Genomic DNA, 23,540 nt, shown 5'->3' with positions numbered 1-23,540 from the left:
CTGTTACGAATCCGCCTTAAACGCCTTGTTAGCCGAATTTAAAACGGCACCCTTCTTAGTGGAACATCTCTATGAACGAAATACCTAAGCTCTTCCGCACTTAACCTATTGAAGTACTGATAATTAGTTTTAGGATCATGTTGGTCAATGAGATCTGTTGAGTAAAACTCAACATCATTATTAGCAAGCGTTGAAAACCCCTCAACATCAATTAGATAATTGCTACCATCTACAGAAGGCAACCAACCCTTTCTAAGGGCTTCATATGCCAAAATCCAATTTTCAGTTTTTAATTCATTTTTATTCATTAAACTTTCCCAAAGAGGGAAGTTATAGGTTGTTGCAATTAAGCCTCTATTTCTTGCATCTAAAGTTAACAGTGCAATAAATGGATTTTCTACTTTTTCCAGCTCTAATAATGCTTCATCATCAAAACTTTGTGACAGTAAAATCATTCCAAATATTGACCAACAAACTTCACTTGTATGGCCCTGCCTACAATTTTCAATAATAATAAACTGTAAGGTTCTCTTAACCTCGGCTAGGTCAACATTCACACCAGCTGATTTATAAAACGCTATGAAATCTATGATGATAGGCAGTGTAGAAGGCTCTGCCGTAGCCCACTGCAATAATATCCGTTGGTATAAAGGGTAATTATTCGCTCTAACAATATGTGATGAAGTACGAATTACAGCATACTTCAAAACTGGTTCACTAGGCTCTTTTTCCAAAAAATTCATAGTGAGATCAAAGAATGACAATAATGACCTTTTTTGAACTGCATCTGTGGACATATTGATTTTATATTTTTGCAGCTCATGAAGCCATTGTGGGTCTATCTCTTCTGGGAGTTTAGTGATTTCGGTTTTAGACGAGTTTAACTCTAGCTCGTATGATGAAAGAACCTCTTGTAGCACAGAAAGAATTTCTTCTGCTTCTTGTAGTGTTTTACATCCAAACTCAAAATCATCAATATACCTATGGTAATTATTACCAATTTTGCTAATCAACTTCTCATCAATTTCAGACATTATTAATTCAGCAATGGCATATGATGTATCGCTTCCAATTGGAATCCCTTTAGTCTGTTGATCCTGTCCATTTCGGACAACCAAATCTATTTTATTTCCTAAGTTATTTTGAAAATAACGATTTTGCTTAGCTACTGCTTTTGAATGGATTGCCCACGGAATACTATGGGTATAAATAGTAGAGTAAAAATTAGCTATGTCTGCTTTAAGTAAGTACTTAGAAGCTGTTCTAGTTCTGAGCTTTTCATCAGGTAGAACTCCAAACCCTTTATCCCACTTTAAAGCCCTAGAAGAATTATCAACAACAGGTTTGCTTAAAGATTGATTTGAACGATCATAGACCAATTCGAAATCAGCCCAGTTGTTAGCTAATAATTGAGATATGTGAAAGTAATTTATTGGGTTTGGAACAGCCAAAGGTCGCCTTAACTTACCTCTTCGGGCTAAATTATATTTCGCACAAATACTGGTATATTTAGGTCCTCTATTACCATAAGAAAATGGCGGGGTATTTTGATTCGTCACATTTAATAAGGCATCACCATAACTTACGGTTGTAAATGGGACTGGTAATTCAGCTGGGAAATATCCTTTTTTTAATAACTTTTCTAGCACATAAACTCCTTAGTGCATATATTCGGCTAACGTCTTAGTATTTATACGTTACGTTGTTTGTATCGTATAAATACCTTGTTGAACGAAGCATACTCCTCACTCAACATTTTTATTGGTATGCTTAATGCTATAGGAATTCTCTTTTTTAGGGAAGTCGTTGATTGCAGTTTTATTGGACACCCTTTTACTACTAGACGGGTTAGTTACTGTTCATTAATTTCATTTCTACGCTTTTTTATAGCGTTTCTGCCTGCTGTTATCTTTTTTGCTTCTTTTAGGCAGCACCACATCTAAGCTGATCCTCTGTTACACCAACTTAGTTAACGAGTTATTTTTAACGGTTCGACTGACTATTAACCACTATTCATTATGATGCTTCCCGTCGCTAGGCCGTCTATTTTTGCATCCTTTATACAGAGGCTTTTCAGTATCAGCCGCCCTTGCTTACATGATGGACACGGCCAATTAACGCTAACCGGCACTGTTGTCTCTGACTTTCCTTGATTTACAGCCTCATACTTACCTGTTTGTGCGCTGATAATATCCCGCTTTTTGGCTCTACACACACTGGCTAAAAAACCGTAGTGTCGTATTCGCATAAATCCACTTGGGAGCACATGCAGTAATTGGATAAAACACAAACCACTTCTATATGCACAGTTATTTATTTTTGGAGATTCCCCCTATGAAGTCACCTTTTTTAACTGTGATTTCGGAAAAAATGTATTTAAAGCGCTATGCTAAAATTGGATAAATAAACTAGACAGCCACTTTAATTGAGCAAATAAAACTGCGCTACTAAGTTTACTATTTTGGGCTAAAAACTTGTCTCTTTGTATATCATAACCCGCACATCGTTCATTAAGTGAGCGCCTATCACTGTTAAACCTAAATTACACGCATAAAAATAACCGCATAATTGCAGTTCTAACTTTTTACTGGGGACTTTTAACTTTATGCCAGCAGCTTTTCGCTGTTGCTGACGTTGCTACGCCGTTTTCTGTTCAAGTGTTCACAGTAACTCTTTTATGAGGTCGTCCTACCCTCTGCGCCATGAAATACGCGAGTAAATTCCGTGCTCAGTTTTCTGGTGAAATATTGACTCTTTCTAGTAAAGGTAAATGTGTACTCTCAATATACCCGCGCTTGCCTTCTCGTATACAACGCCATGTTAATTCATGACCTCGAAAAATAATCTGGTTAATAGGATCTCCACATACTCATCATACGCGTTTGGTTTATAGACATTGCAATAGTAGACATATACTAATTACGCCCTAGTCATTGTCTCGTTTTTTCATTTCAGTGACGATCATTTCTATCATTTGTCGCTTTATTGCTGCTTGCTCAGTTTGCATTTCGCCCAACTGCTTTACCAATAAGTCTATTTGCGCTTGCTGTTGGCTATTTTTATATTTTTTAGCGCCAATGTGCTCTACTTCAACAGTAAGGCTTTGCTCTAATGAGCTTACCTGTACGTCTGTAAATTGGGCTTGTGAGCTTTCAAGTTGTAAGTGGCGCTGAATGGGGTTTTGGTTTAATTTATTAATTTGTTCTTGGAGCACAGTAATTTTTTGGGCGAAATTTTCATAGATTTTTTCGAGATTTTTATATTGCTCACCAAAGCTAACATCGTCATCGCTGTACTCTTGCGCTTTATCATCTAAAAACTCAGATAAAATATACGCTGGCTCTTCTTCGTCTTGCTGTTCTTTCTTTTCGAGGTGCATTTCGTAGCGGCTTTTGTAACCTTGCGCTTCAGGGGGGGTGATTACGGGTAATATTTTCATTATTTCATCCTTAAAATAACCAAAGTGTTAGTTGGTTCTATATCGGCATAAAATAAAAAAACTTGAGGAAAAAGAGTCCGGCTTGGTAATGTCACCAAGCCTAGGGCGTACTTTATATAAAGGGATAATTATTCTAAGATTCTATTTTCAGTAACTCTACTTCAAATATTAGTAACGAAGCGGGTGCAATGCTGCCAACTCGCTTTTCGCCATACGCTAATTGGTGTGGAATAAAAAAGGTGTATTTATCCCCCTCACCCATCAGCTGCAGGCCTTCTGTCCAGCCTTTAATAACTTGGTGTAAACCAAAACTAATTGGGCTATTGCGATCAACCGAGCTATCAAAAACACTGCCATCAATTAAAGTGCCGTGATAATGCACATTTACCATACTAGTTGGGCTTGGTTTTGTTTCGCTACCACTGCTATGAATTACTTTATATTGCAAGCCAGAGGCCGTTTTTTGCACCCCTTCCACTTTGCTGTTAGCAACTAAGAAATCCGCTTCAATTTGCGCATTAACGATTGCTTGTTGCTTAGTTTTTTTACTGTTTCTAAAAATAAAAAAGCAGAGTGTGACGATCATCATCGCCAGTATAATGTTGATCATGATTCTTCTTTCTCGTCTTCTTTTTCGTCACTGTCGCCATTAACAATATCAGCAATATCATTTAAACGTGCTAAAGCAATGCCGTTAACTGAGTTTTCAGGGTATTGACCATCTCGTAGGTCACCCGCTTCCATATTCATTAATACATTAAGCGCTTGATCAACGGTCTCTACAGCATAAATATGAAACTTACCCAACTCAACAGCAGCCAATATTTCATCATCTAACACCAAGTTAACTTGGTTTGATTTTGGAATAATAACGCCCTGTCCAGATGTTAAACCACGCATTTTGCATAGCTTAAAAAAGCCTTCGATTTTTTCGTTCACGCCACCAATGGCTTGCACATCACCATGTTGGTTTATTGAGCCAGTAAGCGCAATTGATTGACTAAGAGGCAAACTAGTAATAGCCGATATAAGTGCGCATAGCTCAGCTAACGATGCGCTGTCGCCGTCAATGTAGCCGTAGCTTTGCTCAATAGCGATATTCGCACTGAGCGTTAGGCTAAATTGTTGCGCGTATTTATTACCTAAGTAACCGGTTAAAAGCATTACACCTTTAGAGTGAATAGCTTTGCCCAGTTCAGCTTCGCGTTCTACGTCAATTACACCATCGGCACCGGCGTAAACCGTTGCCGTAATACGTGCTGGTGTACCAAATGAAGTATCGCCAATATGTAATACCGTTAAACCATTTACTTTACCCACGGCTTGGCCGTCGGTTGCAATTAATGTGTGGCCTTCTTTGATATCGCTGAGCATATTTTCACTGATCTGCCCGGTGCGGTATTGCTTGCCTTCAATAGCTTCATCAATATGGTGCGCGTCAATTAAGGTTAAATTATCTTGTTTGGTATAAAAGCTTGCTTCAGCCACCAGCTCCAGTACATCAGCAAAACGCGCAGATAATTTATTATGATGCTCTGCTTGGCGATAACTAAATTTAAGTAATCGTGCCATTGCCTCATCTGTTAATGTGCATTTTAACGTACCTTGGCAATATTCAATCACCTTGGTAATAAATTGGTATTGCAACTTATCACTGCTTGGCAAGTAATAATCAAAGTCTGCAAGCACCCTAAATAACTCAGCAAATTCTTCATCGTATTCACCTATGGTGTAATACAAATCACGTGAGCCTAACAGAATAATTTTTACATCAAGCGGAATAAGCTGCGGGCGCAGTGTAAAACTACTGCCTACAGCGTTATCTTGGTATGGTAAATCATTTTTAATTTGGTGGGTTTTAAGTGATAGCTTTAAGCCATCCCACACCAATGGATTTGCCATCACTTTTTCAGCGTCCATAATTAAATAGCCGCCATTAGCGCGATGCAATGCCCCAGGCTGAATTGAACGGTAACTGGTTATAAGTGAACCTTGCGACGCTGCATATTCTATTTTGCCAAAAATGTTGCCAAAGGTTGGGTTGGGTTCGTACACCACTGGTGCAGCATCCCCTTCTTTAAACTCGACTAAAATATTGGGTGCAAAAAAGTCAGTAAGCATGCCTTTACGGTCAAAATCTTCTTTGTTTTCGTCGCTTTCGTCTTCATCATCGAGCCACTCAAGCACCGCGTCGATAATTTCTACGCGAATATCTTTTAAGTAACGCAGTACACCTATGTGGGCTGCGTATTTATGCTCTAGGTCTTTTAATAATGGTTTTGTAGCAAGCTCTGCCGTAGACTTTTTCAAGTTACGTAATTTTTCAGACGATTCGCGCTTCCAACGTGGCAACTCTATAAGCGCTTCTATTAAAGCATCTTCAAGTTTTTCAATTTTTTCGTAAAACTGTTCTCGTAGTTCGTCATCCAGCGCGGCAAATTCAGCGTCACTGAGCTGCTTTCCATCTACAAGTGGTGCAAAACCAACAACACTTTTTTCTTCAATTAAGGCAACACTTTGCTCTAGCGCTGCGACTTCCACTTCGGTAATGGCGGCATCGTATGCATCGTTAAATTCACGATCGATTTTCTTCTTCTTACGTTGATACGCAGGATTATCAAATGCAGCCGGAAAGGTATCAAGTACTTCGTCGATAAATGAGTCAATGTCGTCAGCTAACTGCTTGCTTTGCCCAGCTTGTAAAAACATAGCAATGGGTTCACGGTGATCATCGTAATTATTAACATATAACCATTCATTTGGAGTCGGACGACCTTTACTGTGCGCTTGAAGCTTATCTTTTACAAGCGTGAAACGCCCGTGAGCGGCCTCCCCCATTACATATACGTTATAGCCGGGAAGCTCCATTCCTAATGAAAAATCCAACGCACTTTGAGCACGTTGCTGACCTATAAAAGTCAACGTTTCGGGATATGGATTGCTCATGCACGTTTGTACATGATTAAGTGAAATGGTCGGCGCAAGGGCAGACACAGGTAATGGCAACAGTTTCTTCGTCATTCTAACTTCTTTTTATACCAACATATTCGCTGATTTTTAGGTTCTACACAGGGCCAACATTCACCCTATATAAATGTATTTAGGGCTGTAGTGCCTTACGGCTAAAGTAGATACCATCACACTTTGTACACGCGCTAATTTGCGTTGCATGGTAAATATCATAACTATGGTTACAATTCTTACATACTAATGTGCCCATTGCTATCCATTCACCTTGGTGATACACCCCATTGTGCTTAAAATCTTGATTTAATGCTTGCCATTCAAGCTGAGTTTTATCTTCAATATGTGAAAGTTCATACCAAAAAGACTCTTTAAGCTCTTGCCATGCGAGAGAGTCGTAGTGTTTTTCGTGCTGTTGAATGTGATCAATATCGCGCTTTAGGTATTCACGATACAAAATGAGTTTTTCTTGACCTAATTGCTTAAGCGCTTGTTCGGATTCTACAAAGCGGTTAATTGCGGCTTTAACTTCATGCTCATTGACGTCTTTTAACCAGGCACTTAAATCAGTTAACCATGCTTTATAATCAGCCATAATTTACTCCTGCAAAATTGTGTTTAGCGAGCCTATACCCTATACGAGTATAGGTTAACCTGCCCTGAAAACTAATTTAGTGATGATTTTATAAAATCCGCCGATTTGACGCTGTAATTAGTGTTTTTTTTGGGGTATCCTAACGACAATTTTTTATTAGTTTGCAAGAAGTCTGGAATCGTAGATGCAAGAGCAATATAACCCGCAAGATATAGAGTCAAAAGTCCAAGCCTACTGGGAAGAAAACCAAGTATTTAAAGCCACTGAAGACGAGAGCAAAGAAAAGTATTACTGCCTTTCTATGTTCCCATACCCAAGCGGCCGACTCCACATGGGTCATGTGCGTAACTACACCATTGGTGATGTTGTTTCTCGCTTCCAACGCTTACAAGGCAAAAACGTAATGCAACCTATGGGTTGGGATGCGTTTGGTCTTCCTGCAGAAAATGCGGCAATTAAAAATAAAACAGCCCCTGCAAAATGGACTTACGAAAATATTGATTACATGCGTACTCAACTTAAGCAGTTAGGTTTTGGCTATGACTGGGATCGCGAAATTGCAACTTGTCACCCAGATTATTACAAGTGGGAACAATGGTTTTTCACTAAGCTATACGAAAAAGGCTTAGTATATAAAAAAATGTCAACGGTTAACTGGGATCCAGTAGATCAAACAGTACTTGCTAACGAGCAGGTTATTGATGGTCGCGGTTGGCGCTCTGGTGCAGTTGTTGAGCAAAAAGAAATTCCACAGTGGTTTATTAAAATCACTGACTACGCACAAGAATTACTTGACGATTTAGATAAGCTAGAAGACTGGCCTGAGCAAGTTAAAACGATGCAACGTAACTGGATTGGCCGCTCTGAAGGGCTAGACATTGAGTTTACACGCACGGATAACAACGAAAAATTCAGCGTTTATACGACGCGTCCAGATACATTTATGGGTGTAACTTACCTTGCAGTTGCAGGCGCACACCCAATTGCACAAGAAGCGGCTAAAAACAGCGATGCTATCGCTATGTTTGTTGATGAATGTAAAAACACCAAAGTTGCTGAAGCAGATATGGCAACAATGGAGAAAAAAGGCATCGCAACAGGTTTTTTTGCCACTCATCCATTAACAGGCGAACAAGTGCCTATTTGGGTTGCTAACTTTGTATTAATGCATTACGGCTCAGGCGCAGTAATGGCAGTACCGGCGCACGACCAACGTGATTTTGAATTTGCGACTGCTTATGGCTTAGATATCAAGCAAGTTATCGCACCTGCTACAGGGTCAGATCTTGACGTTAATTTAAAAGAAGCCGCTTTCACTGAAAAAGGCGTACTTGTTAACTCTGGTGAATTTGACGGCCTTGATTTTGAAGGCGCATTTAACGCTGTTGCCGATAAACTTGAAGCACTGGGTGTGGGTGAGCGTAAAGTAAACTTCCGTCTGCGTGATTGGGGCGTTAGCCGCCAACGTTATTGGGGCTCTCCAATCCCCATGCTAAGCGACGAAGAAGGTAACGAATTAGCTGCAACTGAAGAGATGCTACCGGTACGCTTACCAGAGGACGTAGTAATGAATGGTGTTACATCACCAATCAAAGCTGATCCTAACTGGGCAAAAACCACCGTTAATGGTAAACCTGCATTTCATGAAACAGATACCTTTGACACCTTTATGGAATCATCATGGTACTACGCTCGTTACTGTAGCCCACGCCACGACGAAGGCATGCTTGATCCCGCGGCTGCAAACTACTGGTTACCAGTAAACCAATATATTGGTGGTATTGAGCACGCAATTTTGCACTTATTGTATTCGCGCTTTTTCCACAAATTATTACGTGACTTTGGCTTGGTAAACTCAGATGAGCCATTTGATCGCTTACTATGTCAAGGCATGGTGCTTGCTGAAACTTTCTATCGTAAGGATGAAAAAGGCGGCGACATTTGGATATCTCCAAGTGATGTTAATACTGAAACCGATGAAAAAGGCCGCGTTACTAAAGCATGGCATAAAGAAGACGGCGAGCCAGTATTCTCATCAGGCATGAGCAAAATGTCTAAGTCAAAGAACAACGGTATTGACCCACAGCAAGTTATTGCTCAATACGGCGCAGATACGGTACGTTTGTTTATGATGTTTACCGCACCACCTGAGCAAACACTTGAATGGTCTGATACGGGTGTTGAGGGCGCACATCGTTTTATTAAACGTGTGTGGAAATACGCGGTTGATGTAAACACGGTAGGTTTCCAAGCACTCGATAAAGCAGCCTTAAACAACGAGCAAAAAGTGCTACGTCGTGAACTACATAAAGCCATTGCAAAAGTGACTGATGATGTTTCACGTCGTCAAACTTTCAATACGGCCATTGCTGCAATCATGGAAATTTCCAACAAATTGTTAAAAGCGCCATTAACTGACACCCAAGATGTTGCGATTGCTAATGAAGCACTTGAAGCATTGCTAATTATGCTTGCGCCAATCACTCCGCATTTGTCACATCAATTATGGCAAGAGCTTGGTAAAGAAGGCGATATTTTAGATGCATCTTGGCCTGTAGTGGATGAGTTAGCACTTGTTGAAGATGAAAAATTAATCATCGTACAAGTAAACGGCAAACTACGCGCTAAATTAACCGTCCCAGCAGATGCAACTAAAGAACAAGTAGAAGCACTTGCTTTTGCCGAATCAAACGTGACTAAGTTTACTGATGGCGTAACTATCCGCAAGGTTATTTATGTACCAGGTAAACTACTTAACGTGGTTGCTAACTAATTATGGCAGCATTTAATGCCATTAAAAACGGACTAGCCTTAGCGCTAGTCTGTTTTTTGTTATCAGGCTGTGGTTTCCACTTAAAAAAAGCATCTAGTTTACCTGATGACCTAACCACCTTAACATTAAGCGGTGATGACGAAAGATCTGCGTTATTTGCCATGCTTGATAAAGAACTCACCCTAAGTAAAGTTGAGTTACTGTCTGCCCCTAAAAAAAATGTTGCTCAGCTGTATTTATTTAAAGATAGCTTATCGCGTCAAACGTTATCGCTATTTAAAAATGGTCAAGTAGCTGAGTATGAATTAGCTTACAGTGTACGTTATTTAGTTAAACGTCCAGGTCAGCAAGCAATTGAAAAAAGCTTTGAACTTTATCGTAATTATCAGGACGACCCTGATAATGCGTTAGCTAAAGCAAAAGAATTCGATTTGCTGCTCAACGAAATTCGCAAACAAGCGAGCCGTAGAATTGTCAGAGAGCTTGCTCAACTGTAATGCGACTTTACGCTAATCAACTCTCTGGCCAATTAAACAAAAACCTACACCCATTTTATTTGGTGTTTGGTGAAGAGCCATTTCAAGTTGCACAATGTGCGCAACAAATTCGTACTGCTGCAAAACAGCAAGGTTTTGATGAAGTAATTAAACTCACCTTAATGCAGGGCTTTGATTGGCAAGAATTAGTAGCTCAATACCAAAGTATGTCGTTATTTAGTGCCCGCACGTTAATTGAACTTGATCTTAATTTTCAAAAACCTGGTACTGTTGGCAGCCAAACATTTAAACGTTTGGTTGAATTGAGTAACCCCGATACGGTATTAATAGTGACTGGCGCTAAAGCCAGCCAAGATATTCAACGCAGTGCGTGGTTTAAAGCATTAGATAAACAAGGCGCATTTGTACCCTGTTACCCGCTTACGGGAAACCACTTATCGCGCTGGCTTGATGACCAATGCTATCGCTTAAAAGTAAATATGCAGGCCGATGCTAAAAAAACACTACTTGATGCCACTGAAGGTAATTTATTAGCCTGTTTTCAAGAGCTCGAAAAGCTGTCGTTACTATATTCAAGTGAGCCAATAAGCCAACAACAGGTATTGCAAGGGCTACTTAATCAAGCCAAATTTGATATTTTTGATTTAAGTGATGCACTCTTACAAGGTAATGCTCAGCAAGCAATTAAAGTACTCAACAAACTCGCAAGCGATAATACTGAAGCTGTGAGCATTTTATGGACTGTGAGCAAAGAAGCGAATACTTTACTCAGCTTGCAATTAGGCTTACAACAGGGTGAACAACTGGCAGCCTTATTTAAACAAAAAGCTATTTGGAAAAATCAACAAGTTCCCGTTCAACAAGCACTTAATCGCTTATCAATTCAAACGCTTGAGCATATTATTTTGTTACTTGCGCAATTTGATGCCAGTTATAAACAAGGTCACTTAGTAAGGCCTTATCAAGCACTTGCTCATATTTGTTTGGTATTTTGCCAACCATTGGCAATGCCTCTGCCAGCACATCCACTCAATTAATCATTAGGATATAAAGATGATTGCGCTGTTTGGTGGTACTTTTGACCCTATTCATTTAGGCCATATTAATATGGCAAAACACTGTATTGAAGAATTTAATTTAGATACTTTGTATTTTATGCCATGCGCACTGCCTGCTCATAAAGCCGCACCAGGTATCAGCACTGAACATCGTATTGCAATGCTAAATGCGGCTATTGCGCCCTACCCTTTTTTTGAACTTGATTTACGCGAGTTAAATCGCACTGGGCCTTCTTACACTTTATTAAGTCTGCAAGAATTACGCGCAGAATACCCAAATAAACCATTGCTATTTTTAATTGGTATGGATTCATTTAATAACTTAGATAAATGGTTTGAATGGCAAACCATTACCACACTTTGCCACATTGTGGTGTTCCAACGTCCAGATCTTACGTGTAGCGCAAGCGACGCGCTATTGGCTTACAAAAAATCAGCACTTTGCACCGATATTAAAGAGCTTACAACACAGCTTGGCGGAAAATTATACTTTTTACCCGGTGAGGAGCATGCAATTTCATCAAGTGACATTCGCAGCGCCATTAAAAATAATAAACATTTCAATGAACTTCTTCCCCATAGCGTGTGTCAGTATATTCAATCACATCAGCTTTATCTAAGTGATGAATAAATACCAGTTGCGTGATAAAATAACAGCTATTCACTTTTAAATGAGATAACACCTTGGATACGAAACAACTACTCGCCTTTGCAATAGATAAAATTGACGATATGAAAGCACGTGACATAGTTAATATTGATGTAAGCGAAAAATCAGATATCACAGACTACATGGTTGTGTGCTCTGGTACTTCTAAGCGCCATGTATTGTCAATTGCTGATCATTTAGCAAAAGAAGCTCGTCACGCAGGTCAAGAGCCTTTAGGTTATGAAGGCCAAAGCGATGGTGAATGGGCTCTGATTGATTTAGGCGATGTAATCGTACACGTTATGCAAGATCAAGCACGTAGCTATTACGACCTCGAAAAACTATGGGGCTAAGTGCCACTTAATTTTAACTGAGCTTGGATGTAACACGTGAAAATACAAATGATTGCAGTTGGCACTAAAATGCCAGCATGGGTAGAAACTGGCTTTGCACAATACCAACGTCGTTTTCCTAAAGATATGGCCTTAGAACTTATTGAGATCCCAGCTGGAAAACGTGGCAAAAATGCCGATATCAAGCGTATCTTGCATATTGAAGGTGAAAAAACCTTAGCTGCTATTCCCAAAGGCAATCGTATTGTCACCCTTGAAGTAACAGGTAAAGCACTTGATACTCACCAATTAGCAAAAAGCATGGAAAAGTGGCAACTGGATGGCCGCGATGTGAGTTTGCTAATTGGCGGCCCTGAAGGTTTGGCGCCAGAATGTATCGCAGCCTCAGAGCAAAAATGGTCACTATCAAATTTGACCCTACCGCATCCGCTGGTAAGAATTATTGTTGCAGAAAGCTTATATAGAGGCTGGAGCTTAAACAATAACCACCCATATCACCGCGAGTAACATTTACTCATGCTCAAAAAAAGGCCCACGATCCGAGACCACTCAGCAGAAGCTAATCTGTTTGCTCGTCGCGCATTTGTGGGTTTTGTTTTTGTAACTCTACTGGTCGCGGTTTTACTTTCTAATTTATACACTATTCAAGTTGATGATCATCAAGATTATCAAACGCGTTCAAACGATAACCGTATTAAAGTTATCCCTATCGCCCCAAATCGTGGCTTAATTTATGACCGTAACGGTGTATTACTCGCAGAAAATAAACCGGTCTATAATTTAGAGGTCATACCTGAAGACGTTGATGACCTTGATGCATCACTGGCAGCTTTAACACAATTTATAGATATTTCAGAGCAACAAAAAAATGATTTTCTCGATGATATAAAAAATAATCGTCGCTTTAAAAGCCAAGTACTCAAGGCGCGTTTAAATGAAGAGGAAGTCGCTAAGTTTTCAGTTAATCAACACAAATACCCCGGTTTTAGTATCGAAGCTCGCTTAGCGCGTTACTACCCCTTTGGCGATACCCTTACGCATGCACTCGGTTATGTTGCAAAGCTTAATAAAAAAGAACTTTCTAAACTTATATCTGAAGATCAAGGCACTAACTATCGCGCAACTCACGATATTGGCAAGCTTGGCATTGAAAAATATTATGAGCGTTTATTACACGGCCAAGTAGGTTCACAGCGAGTTGAAGTTAATAATCGTGGTCGTATTATTCGCACATTAAGTATGACTGCACCTGAACCGGGCCACGATCTTGTACTAACGCTTGATATAGGTTTACAACAAATAGCTCAACATACTTTAAAAGATATGCGTGGCGCTGTTGTTGTTATGGATGCAAAAGATGGTGGAATACTCGCACTGTATTCAAATCCTAGCTATGACCCTAATTTATTTGTACATGGTATCAGTAGTAAAAATTATAAAGCACTATTAAACCCTGATCGCCCTTTAATAAACCGCACGACTCAAGGACGTTACGCCCCAGCTTCAACTGTCAAACCTCATATGGCAATTTTAGCCTTAGAGGAAGGCTTAGTCACTGAGCACACCAAAATGTGGGACCCTGGTTTTTTCCAAATACCTAATGTTGAGCACAAATGGCGAGATTGGAAGCGCTGGGGTCATGGCCATGTTGATGTCTATAAAGCCATTGAAGAATCATGCGATACTTATTTTTATGATGCTGCCTATCGTTTAGGGATCACAAAAATTAGTGATTTTATGGCGCAGTTTGGTTTTGGTGATTTAACGGGCATAGATATCCATGAAGAAACCACCGCTATTTTACCATCTAAAGAGTGGAAAGAAGGCCGTTTTAAAGAGTCATGGTGGCGTGGTGATACAATTTCTGTTGGTATTGGTCAGGGCTATTGGACAGCAACCCCCATTCAAATTGCTAACGCAACAAATATACTTGTTAATAAAGGCGAACATCGCCCACCTCACTTGGTACAAGTGGCAAAACAAGAAGACCAAGTAACACCGATTATAAATGAAGAAAAACCACCTGTTATCCTCAAGGATGCAAAGCATTGGCAAATAGCATTAGATGCAATGCATAACACGGTTCATAAAACGACAGGCACAGCTCATAAAGCATTCAAAGGTGTAAATTACGATCCTGCTGGTAAAACAGGCACCGCGCAATTAGTGAGCATTGCTCAAGGTGAGCGTTACGATGCTGACGCGATAAAAGAACGCCACCGCGACAACGCTATTTATATCGGCTTTGCCCCATATAATGATCCACAAATTGTCGTATCCATTGTGGTTGAAAACACCGGCGGTGGCAGTAGCGTTGGCGCACCGATCGCTCGGCAATTAATGGATTACTATTTTTCAGCTAACCCCGTTAACCTCCTTAGCAATACAGGCCAGCAATGAAATTAAATGACAAGCGCTCTATTTGGGACAAATTGCATTTAGACTTGCCGTTATTGCTTGCCTTAATAGCTATGATGGTCGCCAGTTTAACAATTGTTTACAGCGCCAGCGGTCAAGACATGGCAATGATGGTTCGCCATGCTACACGTATGGCGGGCGCTATTATTGGCATGTTTATTTTAGCCCAATTCTCCCCCGCTACACTTAAACGCCTCGTCATCCCCTTATATTGTTTAGGTCTATTGATGCTTGTAGGTGTACTACTTTTTGGCGTCAGTTCAAAAGGCGCACAGCGCTGGCTTGATTTAGGCATTACGCGCTTCCAACCATCTGAACTAATGAAAATAGCAGTGCCTATGATGGTTGCGTGGTACATAGGTCGAAATCACTTACCACCGAGAGCATTGCATTTAGTTGTCGGCTTTACCATCGTGATGCTTCCAACATTACTTATTAAAGAGCAACCGGATTTAGGCACCTCTATATTAATCGCCAGCTCTGGTGTGTTTGTGTTATTTTTATCTGGATTAAGTTGGCGGCTTATCGGTTTTTTAACCGCTTTAGTCGCACTTGCGGCATGGCCATTTTGGCATTACGGCATGCACGCTTATCAAAAGCAACGCGTGTTAACACTGTTTAATCCTGAGAGCGATCCGCTTGGTTCTGGTTATCATATTATTCAATCAAAAATAGCCATTGGTTCAGGCGGCATTGAAGGCAAAGGCTGGTTGCAAGGAACTCAATCACAATTAGAATTTTTACCAGAGCGCCACACTGACTTTATTTTTTCAGTACTCAGTGAGGAGTTTGGTTTATTTGGCGTGTGCTTGCTGTTATGTATGTACCTATTTATAATTGGTCGAGGCTTATACATTGCCGTTAATGCGCAAGATGCTTTTGGCAAGCTATTAGCCGGTGCACTAACATTAACATTCTTTGTTTATATATTTGTTAACATTGGTATGGTCTCGGGCTTATTACCTGTTGTTGGCGTACCTCTGCCATTAATAAGTTATGGCGGAACATCCATGGTCACACTCATGGCTGGATTTGGTATTATTATGTCAATCGCCACGGATAAAAGGATGCTATTAAAATAATGCTTACGACGATTAAATTCTTTAGCATATCGCTTATCATTATAACCTTAACGGCTTGTAGTAGTTCAGGCAGTAAAACGGACCACAGCAGCCGTTATAGTATGCGTCATGACTCAGCACCTTTACGCCCGCCTACACAACTTGAAATGCAAAATGCAGTCGTCACAGCTGTGACTAAAAGTGCCAGTGCAGGACGGCCATACACTGTTCGTGGGAAAGGTTATACGCCGATGCTTGATGAAACAGGTTACAGCGAAGAAGGCATCGCGTCATGGTATGGCCGTAAATTTCACGGCTACCATACCTCAAACGGCGAAGTCTATGATATGTTTGCTATGACAGCTGCGCACAAAACATTACCCTTACCAAGCTTTGTCAAAGTCACCAATACCAGCAATGGTAAGTCGGTTATTGTTCGTGTAAACGATCGTGGCCCTTTTCATGATGACCGCCTAATTGATTTATCTTATTCAGCCGCCTATAAATTAGGGTATTATCGTCAGGGTACAGCGAGGGTTAAGATTGAAGCGATTACTATGGCGGATTCGACTCTTCGCTTAAGTTATATTCAAGTGGCTGCGGGAAGTACATTAAAAAATATTGAAGCGTTAGCATATACGCTGCGCCAGCAATACGCTTTGCCAACGAGTATTGTAGAAAAAGATAATATTTATCGACTTCGCTTAGGTCCAATTAAGGATGCAGAGCAAGCTCAGCAAGTACTTGATAAATTAAAACAGAATCAATTTCAAAACGCGTTCTTGCTTTACAGTCAATAAGACCTTTAGAATGAGAAACGCGAATCTTTAACTTTAACCATTAATGAGTATGATGAAATCTATTAAATACAAAATTATAAGCGGAATGTGTGGCTTAGTTTGCTCAGCTGCCATTTTCTCAGCGACCGCTCAGGTCATGCCTGCACCTCCTCAAATTAATGCAAAAGGTTATTTCCTTGTTGATTTTACTACCGGTAAAGTAATCGCTGAGGGCGAACCTGATACACGTCTTGCGCCTGCTAGCTTAACAAAAATGATGACCAGTTATGTGATCGGCACTGAAATTAAAGCCGGTAACATCGCCCCAACGGACATGGTGACTGTTAGTGAAAAAGCATGGGCTAAAAACTTCCCTGAATCATCAAAAATGTTTATAGAAGTCGGTAAACAAATCAGCGTTGAAGATTTAAACCGTGGCATTATTATTCAATCGGGTAACGATGCCTGTGTTGCAATGGCTGAACACATTGCTGGCAGCGAAAGTGCCTTTGCTGATCTAATGAATGCGCATTCTGAAAAATTAGGTATGAGCAACACGCATTTTATCAATAGCCATGGTTTAGACACCAACGAGCATTTTACAACACCACGCGATATGGCCACATTAGGTGCTGCACTTATTCGTGATGTACCAGATGAATATGCTTTTTATGCTGAAAAATCATTTACCTTTAATGGTATAAAGCAATATAACCGTAACTCACTGTTATGGGACGAAAGTTTAGATGTAGACGGCATTAAAACGGGGCATACATCAGAAGCAGGTTATAGCTTAGTAACCTCAGCGACTAAAGATGAAATGCGCTTAATTGCTGTTGTTATGGGTACCTCAAGTGAACGTGCTCGCAAAGTAGAAAGTAAAAAATTACTTAACTACGGGTTTCGATTTTTTGAAACAATCACACCATATAAAGCCGGCGATAGTTTTGCTGAACAACGCATTTGGATGGGTAATAAAGAAAATGTATCGCTGGGTATTTTAGTTGATACACCGATCACAATCCCACGTGGCCAACGTAAAAATTTAAAAGCAGACTTTAAACTTGATAAAGTTCTAGAAGCACCACTGGCTAAAGGGTCTACAGTAGGCACTTTATCTTTAAAGCTTGAAGGCGAAGAAATTGCACAGTATCCTCTTGTAACACTTGAAGAAGTTGAAGAAGGTAGCTTCTTTAGCAAAATCTATGATTACTTACGTTTACAAATCATGTAAAACGTAACGAAAGAATATAAGCGCCTTGCACTGCAAGGCGTTTTTTTTACTTTAAAAATGGTAGAATGCGCCCCATATCTAACCCGCAAGTAACCTGTAAGTAAATTGTATTGCGTAAATAGCCATTGATGGCGTCAAAAAATAATTTTTCACACCAAAATTTTTTAATGATAGCTTTGTTATAATTAAAATTATTGTGTAATACATGATTTTTTGCTACTTCGGATCAGTAATGTCTTAATACAATTATTATAAGGTCGATAATAGGTTATCTAATCTGATTATTGTTTAGTTATTTAAAGTACTAAACACACATTAAGTATGAGGAGTCAACGTCGTGGCTACACCTGTAAAAGATACTAAATTTGATGAATATTTAGAGTACCCTTGCCCATTTACGTTTAGAGTAATGGGTTTAGCGAACGTAAACTTAACTGATCAAATTCTAACTAAGTTACAACCAATTGCACCTGGCGATTACGCGCCAAAAGTAAAACCGAGCAGTAAAGGTAATTACGAGTCAGTTAGCTTAGTAGTAACGGTTACCAGTGGCGCTCATATTGAAGAAATCTATAACGTGATCAGTAATATTGATGACGTGCGTCATATGCTTTAAGCCATAATAGAGATTTATTGTGAACGAAAACACGTTAATAGTACGCCAACTTGGTCGAGCTCGCTACATGCCGATATGGCAGAAAATGCAAGCGTTTACCGATACGCGTGATGATGCAGTAGCTGATGAAATTTGGCTTGTTGAACATGATCCCGTATTCACGCAAGGCCAAGCAGGTAAAGACGAGCATGTACTTGCCCCTGGCGACATTGAAGTGATCAAAGTTGATCGTGGTGGTCAAGTGACTTACCACGGACCGGGTCAACAAATGATGTATGTACTATTTAACTTACGCCGCTTAAAAATAGGCGTGCGTGAACTGGTGACATGGCTTGAAGAGTGTATTATAGATACACTCAATGACTACGGCATTAGTGCTTATGCTAAAGCTGATGCGCCAGGTGTGTATGTAAACAATAGTAAAATTGCTTCACTAGGGCTTCGCGTTCGTCGCGGTTGCTCTTTTCATGGCCTTGCACTAAACGTAAGTATGGACATGAGCCCATTTTTACGTATAAACCCTTGTGGTTATGCGGGTATGAATATGGTGCAAACAACCGATTTAAACGGCCCACAAGACCTTGAACAAGCAGGTAATGGACTCGTTAAACACATGATAAAAAAGCTTAATGCAACTGAAGTTAAGTTTACTGAAGGGTTTGAAAACGAATGAATAAGCCAGTCAAGATGGAACCAGGGGTAAAACTGCGCGACGCTGAAAAAATGGCGTTGATCCCAGTAAAAGTATTACCGACTGAAAAAAATGAAATGCTACGTAAGCCCGAGTGGCTAAAAATTCGTTTGCCTAAATCAACTGAACGGATCGATGGCATTAAACAGGCAATGCGCAAACACGGTCTTCACTCAGTCTGTGAAGAAGCATCATGCCCAAACTTATCAGAGTGCTTTAACCACGGTACAGCAACCTTTATGATCTTAGGTGCTATCTGTACACGTCGTTGCCCATTTTGTGACGTTGCACACGGCCGTCCACTAACACCAGACGCCGCAGAACCTGAAAAATTAGCGCTGACAATCAGAGACATGAAGCTAAGCTATGTGGTGATCACCTCAGTTGACCGTGATGACTTACGTGATGGTGGCGCGCAACATTTTGCTGATTGTATTCGTGAAATTCGTAAATACAACCCGACTATCACTATCGAAATTTTAGTGCCTGATTTTCGTGGTCGTATGGACCGCGCGCTTGAAATTCTAATCGAAACACCACCAGATGTGTTTAACCACAACTTAGAAACTGCGCCGCGTTTGTATAAACTTGCGCGCCCTGGTGCTGATTACAAATGGTCATTAGAATTATTGCGTCGTTTTAAAGAAGCACACCCAGAAGTTAAAACTAAATCTGGTTTAATGGTAGGTCTTGGCGAAGAAATTAGCGAAATCGAGGAAGTGCTTCGCGATTTACGTGCTCACAACGTAGATATGCTAACTGTCGGCCAATATTTACAGCCTTCAAAGCACCATTTACCAGTAAAACGTTACGTACCACCAGCAGAGTTTGATGCACTTAAAGTGTACGCCGATGAAATTGGTTTTACTCATGCAGCCTCTGGCCCATTTGTTCGTTCAAGTTATCACGCTGATCAGCAAGCTGCAGGTAAAGAAGTGAAATAATCATTTCTACACAATTGAAAAAGCCGTTAGTAATGAGTTAAGCAACTAACGGCTTTTTTGTGACTGCAATGCAATAAACTGCTGCACATTTTTTACTTCTCTAGGCATGACTGCACGCTCGTGGGCATGTAATTGCGCTAATTTAATCTCTGATAATGGCGTTTTAGCACTGACTAAAGTTAGCTCTAGATTAGGTTGCACATGACTAAATACATAGTGAACTCGTGCAATATGGAACTCTGAGCTGACCAAAGTGGCCGCAGTTATATTTTCCGCTGCGAGTAGTGGCTTAGTGAGTAATGCATCCTCAAAGGTAAAGCGGCTTAGCGCCACCGGTAAAAAAGCAGATTCAGGTATACCTAGTTCAATTAAATAACGTTTAGTATATTCACCATGAGCATGGTTAGTGGTATTAAAATGCGCTCCAAATCCACCTGTACACAAAATCTTAGCGGGCATTTTTAGATAAGTTTGATAAGCCTGCTCACAACGGCTTTTTGCTATCAATGATAAACTGCCGTCATTATTATTTGGCCCACCTAAAACAATTATTGCTGTTTTAATTACGCTACTCGTCACTGCTTTCATTTCGCCACTCTCAATTGTTCTTTTTTCTTTGGCTATCAGCTTAAAACTATTTTTGCTGTTTGTAATTAATCATTAGGTCAAACTGCTTTTCCTTGAGACAATCACGTTAGTTATTTTTAAACCATGGTTCATATAATGAAACTATTAGTTAGAAACTTATCTCGCACTATTACTGAGCATGAAATTCGCACTCTTTTTACTGAGCACGGTAAAGTAGCCGATTGTAATTTAGTACTTGATAAAGAAACAGGCCAATCAAAAGGCTTTGCCTTTGTTGAAATGCCTAATGATGCTGAAGCTTCTGTAGCAATTAAAGCATTAAATCAAAGCACTGTAGATAAAAGAAAAATCCGAGTAAAAAAAGCTGACGCTTAATACCAATCTGCATAAATATTTGAACAATTTAACGAATTAAATCACGCTATAGCGTCGTTAAAATTTTTTATTTAGAACAACTAGATATAAAAATTTTTGCCTAGGGCGTGTTGACCTTTCGTGATTGATTTTGCAGCAGTCTATTTGGTATTTAGGCAAGGCAGAGCCTATGTCGTGTGGTTGTTCCCCATAAATAGGCGATAACGCAGTATAAATGCCAAACATGCGCTGCCCAAAGGGTTCTTCCTAGGGGCGATTGACTCTTTGTTGCCTACACGGATGTAGGTAAGGGGCGTGAGCAGGACGCGGAAGCTTTGCTCGGTTTTTACTTATTCTCACATGGATGTGAGCCAGTAGAATAACGCAGGAGCAGTTATCGAGCCCGCTAGGTTACAAACCTCGCGCCGCGATTAAATCGCCCCTAGATTGAACAAATTTCAATCCACAAAGGTCAACACGCCCTAGTTATAGCGCAATTTTTTGTCATTAAATAGACTCCATATCTATCCAGATTGGTAAACGCGTAAAGTGACATACCAGCTTTATAATGTACGGGAGTTTAGCTTGCTAAAATACAGTGTTTTATTTAATTGGTATGCCATTATTTTAATGGTAATAACGTAATAGACTTTACTTGAATGACCGCGTTACCACCTTCATCATCTTTTAAATCAGGCACTAAATAAACCGCACTTACATGCGCTTTAATAATACCTAAATCCTTTGAATTCGTTGGCGTCCAGCTAGGTCGATTAAAATCAGCAACATTAATACATGCGCTTACCCACTTTTTGGCTTTAGGCAAAATATGTTGATAGTGCGCATAACTTTTATCGCCCTTCCCACCGTATTCTTTTTGAGATAATTTTACTACTAAATCACGACTGCTTTGATAGGTAAGCTGTATTGTCTCAGCGCCCTTTAAGTCACCTTTTGGTAGATCATAAATCAGCTCCACCCACGAGTTATTTTTGGCATCCACGCGAGGCACTCGCGAGAAATTAACCCAAATTGCCCCCTCTGACAGCAAACTCGCTTTTGTTAGTGCTTTACTTCCATGCGGATCGGTGGCGTAACGCCAGTCTTGCTCAGTTAAAGTGTTTTTCGTTAAGCTAGTTTCATCTTGCAAGCATGTGTTTGTTGCATGAACAGAAAATGGTAATAAGCTAAAAAATAAAATACGTAGTGATCGGTTAAACACGCAAAATCCTTATTAAGAGTTTTTTTGAGTATACCTTAAAGCTGGATTAATTAAAGGCACAAAAAATGGGCAGTTAAGCCCATTCTTTTAGCGAAAAGATGCAATTATGCTTCAGATTCGTCTTCTTCTTCCTCATCAACAGGCTCTTGACGCTGTGCAGCGCGTGCGATGATTTCAACGTAGAAGGACGTTAAGCCTTGCTTTTCAATTTCACTGATAGAATTATTTATCTCAGCAACATGCACTACTTGTGCATCGTCTGCTGTATTACCAAACTTACAATCAAATGCCCAGTAGTCAGCATCAAATGGTAAGGTTTTGTTACGCTCTCTTTTCAAATATTTTTTTACTTCATGCTTTGCAGCATCAACCATACGTGGATATTTGATTTTCTCGTGATTCAGCGTGAATGTTTTCTTCATTACGTTCCTAATTACCTTTATTAAATGATAATGGTATTTATGAAACACCATTTGAGGTCATTATAGCAATTGCATTTAATTTTTGGATGCTTTTTTTACACTAAAGTAAATTAATTAGTCTAGTGTCAAAATATGACACATTAATGTCAAGCTTGAGATAAGTGCAACGGCTGATGAAGTGCTTCATTATTAAGGCTGTCGTAAAAAGCTGCCGCATCCATTTGTGGGTTATCGAGCTGAGTTTCTTTATGTTGGTGGCGTTTACGGGTGACTAATTCACAGTTATCAATAATATTTAGTGGGATATGAATTTTATCATCACGAATAGCTAGCGGTTCTGGCGCTAGACATGCACGTAATCGAAGGTCACTCATCCCACCATCATTAAGGCGTTGCGCATTATGTTGGCCAATCAACATATCAAACTCTGTTGGTGCAAGTACTTGTTTTGGCCCTGCTCCTAATTTTTTACGCAATTGATCTTCATCTTCAACAACAACATTCGCATCTATGGGCGTTTTAGGAAGATGAAACTGACTAAAATCTAACGCATCATGAGAAAGCATTGCCAATAACAAAGCAAACTCGCCACGACGTGATTCACTCACACTTATGGCAAGACGATTGTTAAGTTGACTCTCTGTGATTAACAAATCATCGATTTGCATAGACTTTAGCCGATTAAAGTAGGTAATAGATATTTATCGGCTTTATTTCATTTTTCTTTAGCTTTTTTCTTTACTTAAATGCTGATTTTGCTATTATCAGCGCCGTTGCATTGGAGGGGTTCCCGAGCGGCCAAAGGGATCAGACTGTAAATCTGACGGCTCAGCCTTCGCTGGTTCGAATCCAGCTCCCTCCACCACTTTTCTTACCGCTAAGT

Annotated in this window: 23 protein-coding genes, 1 tRNA gene and 2 pseudogenes; 15 read left to right on the top strand and 11 right to left on the bottom strand. The window is 40.0% G+C overall.

The annotated features are described in order from the left end of the window. Positions 1–38: 38 nt before the first annotated feature. From HJP15_RS05555 to HJP15_RS05530, 7 genes and pseudogenes are all read right to left on the bottom strand, one after another. The gene (locus HJP15_RS05555; RefSeq protein WP_170173206.1) at positions 39–1,649 is read right to left on the bottom strand and encodes a reverse transcriptase domain-containing protein; all 1,611 of its coding nucleotides are present in this window, start codon (positions 1,647–1,649) and stop codon (positions 39–41) included. A gap of 353 nt (positions 1,650–2,002) precedes the next feature. Next, a pseudogene (locus tag HJP15_RS22395) lies at positions 2,003–2,275 on the bottom strand (transposase); the annotation flags it as partial. 328 nt (positions 2,276–2,603) lie between these two features. Continuing rightward, a pseudogene (locus HJP15_RS22290) lies at positions 2,604–2,827 on the bottom strand (hypothetical protein); the annotation flags it as partial. Between the two features lie 99 nt (positions 2,828–2,926). After that, on the bottom strand, positions 2,927–3,439 hold the full coding sequence (locus HJP15_RS05545; RefSeq protein WP_054454935.1) for a hypothetical protein: 513 nt from the start codon (positions 3,437–3,439) through the stop codon (positions 2,927–2,929). 133 nt (positions 3,440–3,572) lie between these two features. Further along, positions 3,573–4,049 (bottom strand): BamJ family beta-barrel-assembly machinery protein, encoded by a 477-nt coding sequence (gene bamJ, locus HJP15_RS05540; protein WP_170173205.1) that lies wholly within the window; start codon positions 4,047–4,049, stop codon positions 3,573–3,575. Next, complete coding sequence (locus HJP15_RS05535) at positions 4,046–6,460, bottom strand: Lon protease family protein (protein ID WP_054206345.1); 2,415 nt, start codon at positions 6,458–6,460, stop codon at positions 4,046–4,048. Before HJP15_RS05535 ends, bamJ begins: the two co-directional genes overlap by 4 nt. 79 nt (positions 6,461–6,539) lie before the next feature. Next, the gene (locus HJP15_RS05530) at positions 6,540–6,998 is read right to left on the bottom strand and encodes a zinc ribbon-containing protein (protein WP_054206344.1); all 459 of its coding nucleotides are present in this window, start codon (positions 6,996–6,998) and stop codon (positions 6,540–6,542) included. A 184-nt stretch (positions 6,999–7,182) separates the two neighbouring features. On the opposite strand from HJP15_RS05530, the gene leuS reads away from it, so the two are divergent. From leuS to lipA, 13 genes are all read left to right on the top strand, one after another. Next, on the top strand, positions 7,183–9,771 hold the full coding sequence (leuS, locus tag HJP15_RS05525; protein ID WP_054206343.1) for a leucine--tRNA ligase: 2,589 nt from the start codon (positions 7,183–7,185) through the stop codon (positions 9,769–9,771). A 2-nt stretch (positions 9,772–9,773) separates the two neighbouring features. Continuing rightward, positions 9,774–10,268 carry an LPS-assembly lipoprotein LptE gene (locus tag HJP15_RS05520; RefSeq protein WP_054206342.1) on the top strand — a complete coding sequence of 165 codons (495 nt, stop codon included), beginning with the start codon at positions 9,774–9,776 and terminating at the stop codon, positions 10,266–10,268. Then, the gene (gene holA, locus HJP15_RS05515) at positions 10,268–11,305 is read left to right on the top strand and encodes a DNA polymerase III subunit delta (protein WP_054454940.1); all 1,038 of its coding nucleotides are present in this window, start codon (positions 10,268–10,270) and stop codon (positions 11,303–11,305) included. Before HJP15_RS05520 ends, holA begins: the two co-directional genes overlap by 1 nt. 16 nt (positions 11,306–11,321) lie before the next feature. After that, positions 11,322–11,957 carry a nicotinate-nucleotide adenylyltransferase gene (gene nadD, locus HJP15_RS05510; RefSeq protein ID WP_170173204.1) on the top strand — a complete coding sequence of 212 codons (636 nt, stop codon included), beginning with the start codon at positions 11,322–11,324 and terminating at the stop codon, positions 11,955–11,957. A 53-nt stretch (positions 11,958–12,010) separates the two neighbouring features. After that, the gene (rsfS, locus tag HJP15_RS05505) at positions 12,011–12,328 is read left to right on the top strand and encodes a ribosome silencing factor (protein ID WP_054206339.1); all 318 of its coding nucleotides are present in this window, start codon (positions 12,011–12,013) and stop codon (positions 12,326–12,328) included. 36 nt (positions 12,329–12,364) lie between these two features. Beyond that, a complete protein-coding gene (gene rlmH / locus HJP15_RS05500) occupies positions 12,365–12,835 on the top strand; it encodes a 23S rRNA (pseudouridine(1915)-N(3))-methyltransferase RlmH (protein WP_054206338.1) in 471 nt (156 codons plus the stop codon). Positions 12,836–12,844: 9 nt separating this feature from the next. Then, the gene (gene mrdA / locus HJP15_RS05495; RefSeq protein ID WP_054206337.1) at positions 12,845–14,728 is read left to right on the top strand and encodes a penicillin-binding protein 2; all 1,884 of its coding nucleotides are present in this window, start codon (positions 12,845–12,847) and stop codon (positions 14,726–14,728) included. Then, a complete protein-coding gene (gene rodA, locus HJP15_RS05490) occupies positions 14,725–15,828 on the top strand; it encodes a rod shape-determining protein RodA (protein ID WP_054206336.1) in 1,104 nt (367 codons plus the stop codon). The genes mrdA and rodA overlap by 4 nt, the downstream gene beginning before the upstream one ends. Further along, positions 15,828–16,607: a septal ring lytic transglycosylase RlpA family protein gene (locus HJP15_RS05485; protein WP_054206335.1), complete on the top strand. Its 780-nt coding sequence runs from the start codon at positions 15,828–15,830 to the stop codon at positions 16,605–16,607. Before rodA ends, HJP15_RS05485 begins: the two co-directional genes overlap by 1 nt. A 52-nt stretch (positions 16,608–16,659) precedes the next feature. Further along, on the top strand, positions 16,660–17,820 hold the full coding sequence (locus HJP15_RS05480; protein ID WP_054206334.1) for a serine hydrolase: 1,161 nt from the start codon (positions 16,660–16,662) through the stop codon (positions 17,818–17,820). A 337-nt stretch (positions 17,821–18,157) separates the two neighbouring features. Beyond that, a complete protein-coding gene (ybeD, locus tag HJP15_RS05475; protein ID WP_054206333.1) occupies positions 18,158–18,436 on the top strand; it encodes a DUF493 family protein YbeD in 279 nt (92 codons plus the stop codon). A gap of 19 nt (positions 18,437–18,455) precedes the next feature. Beyond that, entirely contained in the window at positions 18,456–19,109 is a 654-nt protein-coding gene (gene lipB / locus HJP15_RS05470; protein ID WP_170173203.1) for a lipoyl(octanoyl) transferase LipB, read from the top strand. After that, entirely contained in the window at positions 19,106–20,071 is a 966-nt protein-coding gene (lipA, locus tag HJP15_RS05465; RefSeq protein ID WP_054206332.1) for a lipoyl synthase, read from the top strand. Before lipB ends, lipA begins: the two co-directional genes overlap by 4 nt. A gap of 45 nt (positions 20,072–20,116) precedes the next feature. Here the strand turns inward: lipA and HJP15_RS05460 are convergent, their stop codons facing one another. After that, positions 20,117–20,659 (bottom strand): YdcF family protein, encoded by a 543-nt coding sequence (locus HJP15_RS05460; RefSeq protein ID WP_212760628.1) that lies wholly within the window; start codon positions 20,657–20,659, stop codon positions 20,117–20,119. Between the two features lie 135 nt (positions 20,660–20,794). On the opposite strand from HJP15_RS05460, the gene HJP15_RS05455 reads away from it, so the two are divergent. Further along, a complete protein-coding gene (locus HJP15_RS05455) occupies positions 20,795–21,034 on the top strand; it encodes an RNA recognition motif domain-containing protein (protein WP_170173202.1) in 240 nt (79 codons plus the stop codon). Between the two features lie 601 nt (positions 21,035–21,635). Here HJP15_RS05455 and HJP15_RS05450 read toward each other — a convergent pair. The 3 genes from HJP15_RS05450 to HJP15_RS05440 form a co-directional block, all read right to left on the bottom strand. Further along, positions 21,636–22,235, bottom strand: coding sequence for a hypothetical protein (locus HJP15_RS05450; protein WP_231659088.1), 600 nt, complete (start codon positions 22,233–22,235; stop codon positions 21,636–21,638). Between the two features lie 104 nt (positions 22,236–22,339). Next, the gene (locus HJP15_RS05445; RefSeq protein WP_054206330.1) at positions 22,340–22,657 is read right to left on the bottom strand and encodes a DUF6172 family protein; all 318 of its coding nucleotides are present in this window, start codon (positions 22,655–22,657) and stop codon (positions 22,340–22,342) included. A 146-nt stretch (positions 22,658–22,803) separates the two neighbouring features. Continuing rightward, positions 22,804–23,325 carry a VC2046/SO_2500 family protein gene (locus tag HJP15_RS05440; RefSeq protein ID WP_054206329.1) on the bottom strand — a complete coding sequence of 174 codons (522 nt, stop codon included), beginning with the start codon at positions 23,323–23,325 and terminating at the stop codon, positions 22,804–22,806. A gap of 112 nt (positions 23,326–23,437) precedes the next feature. On the opposite strand from HJP15_RS05440, the gene HJP15_RS05435 reads away from it, so the two are divergent. Then, a tRNA-Tyr gene (locus HJP15_RS05435) sits at positions 23,438–23,522 on the top strand. The last annotated feature ends 18 nt before the right edge of the window (positions 23,523–23,540 follow it).

It is taken from the genome of Pseudoalteromonas sp. NEC-BIFX-2020_002, from assembly GCF_013002825.1.
Classification (GTDB): Bacteria; Pseudomonadota; Gammaproteobacteria; order Enterobacterales; family Alteromonadaceae; genus Pseudoalteromonas; species Pseudoalteromonas neustonica.
The sequence above is the reverse complement of the archived record's forward strand: the minus strand, read 5'-3'. Positions and strand labels throughout refer to the sequence as shown.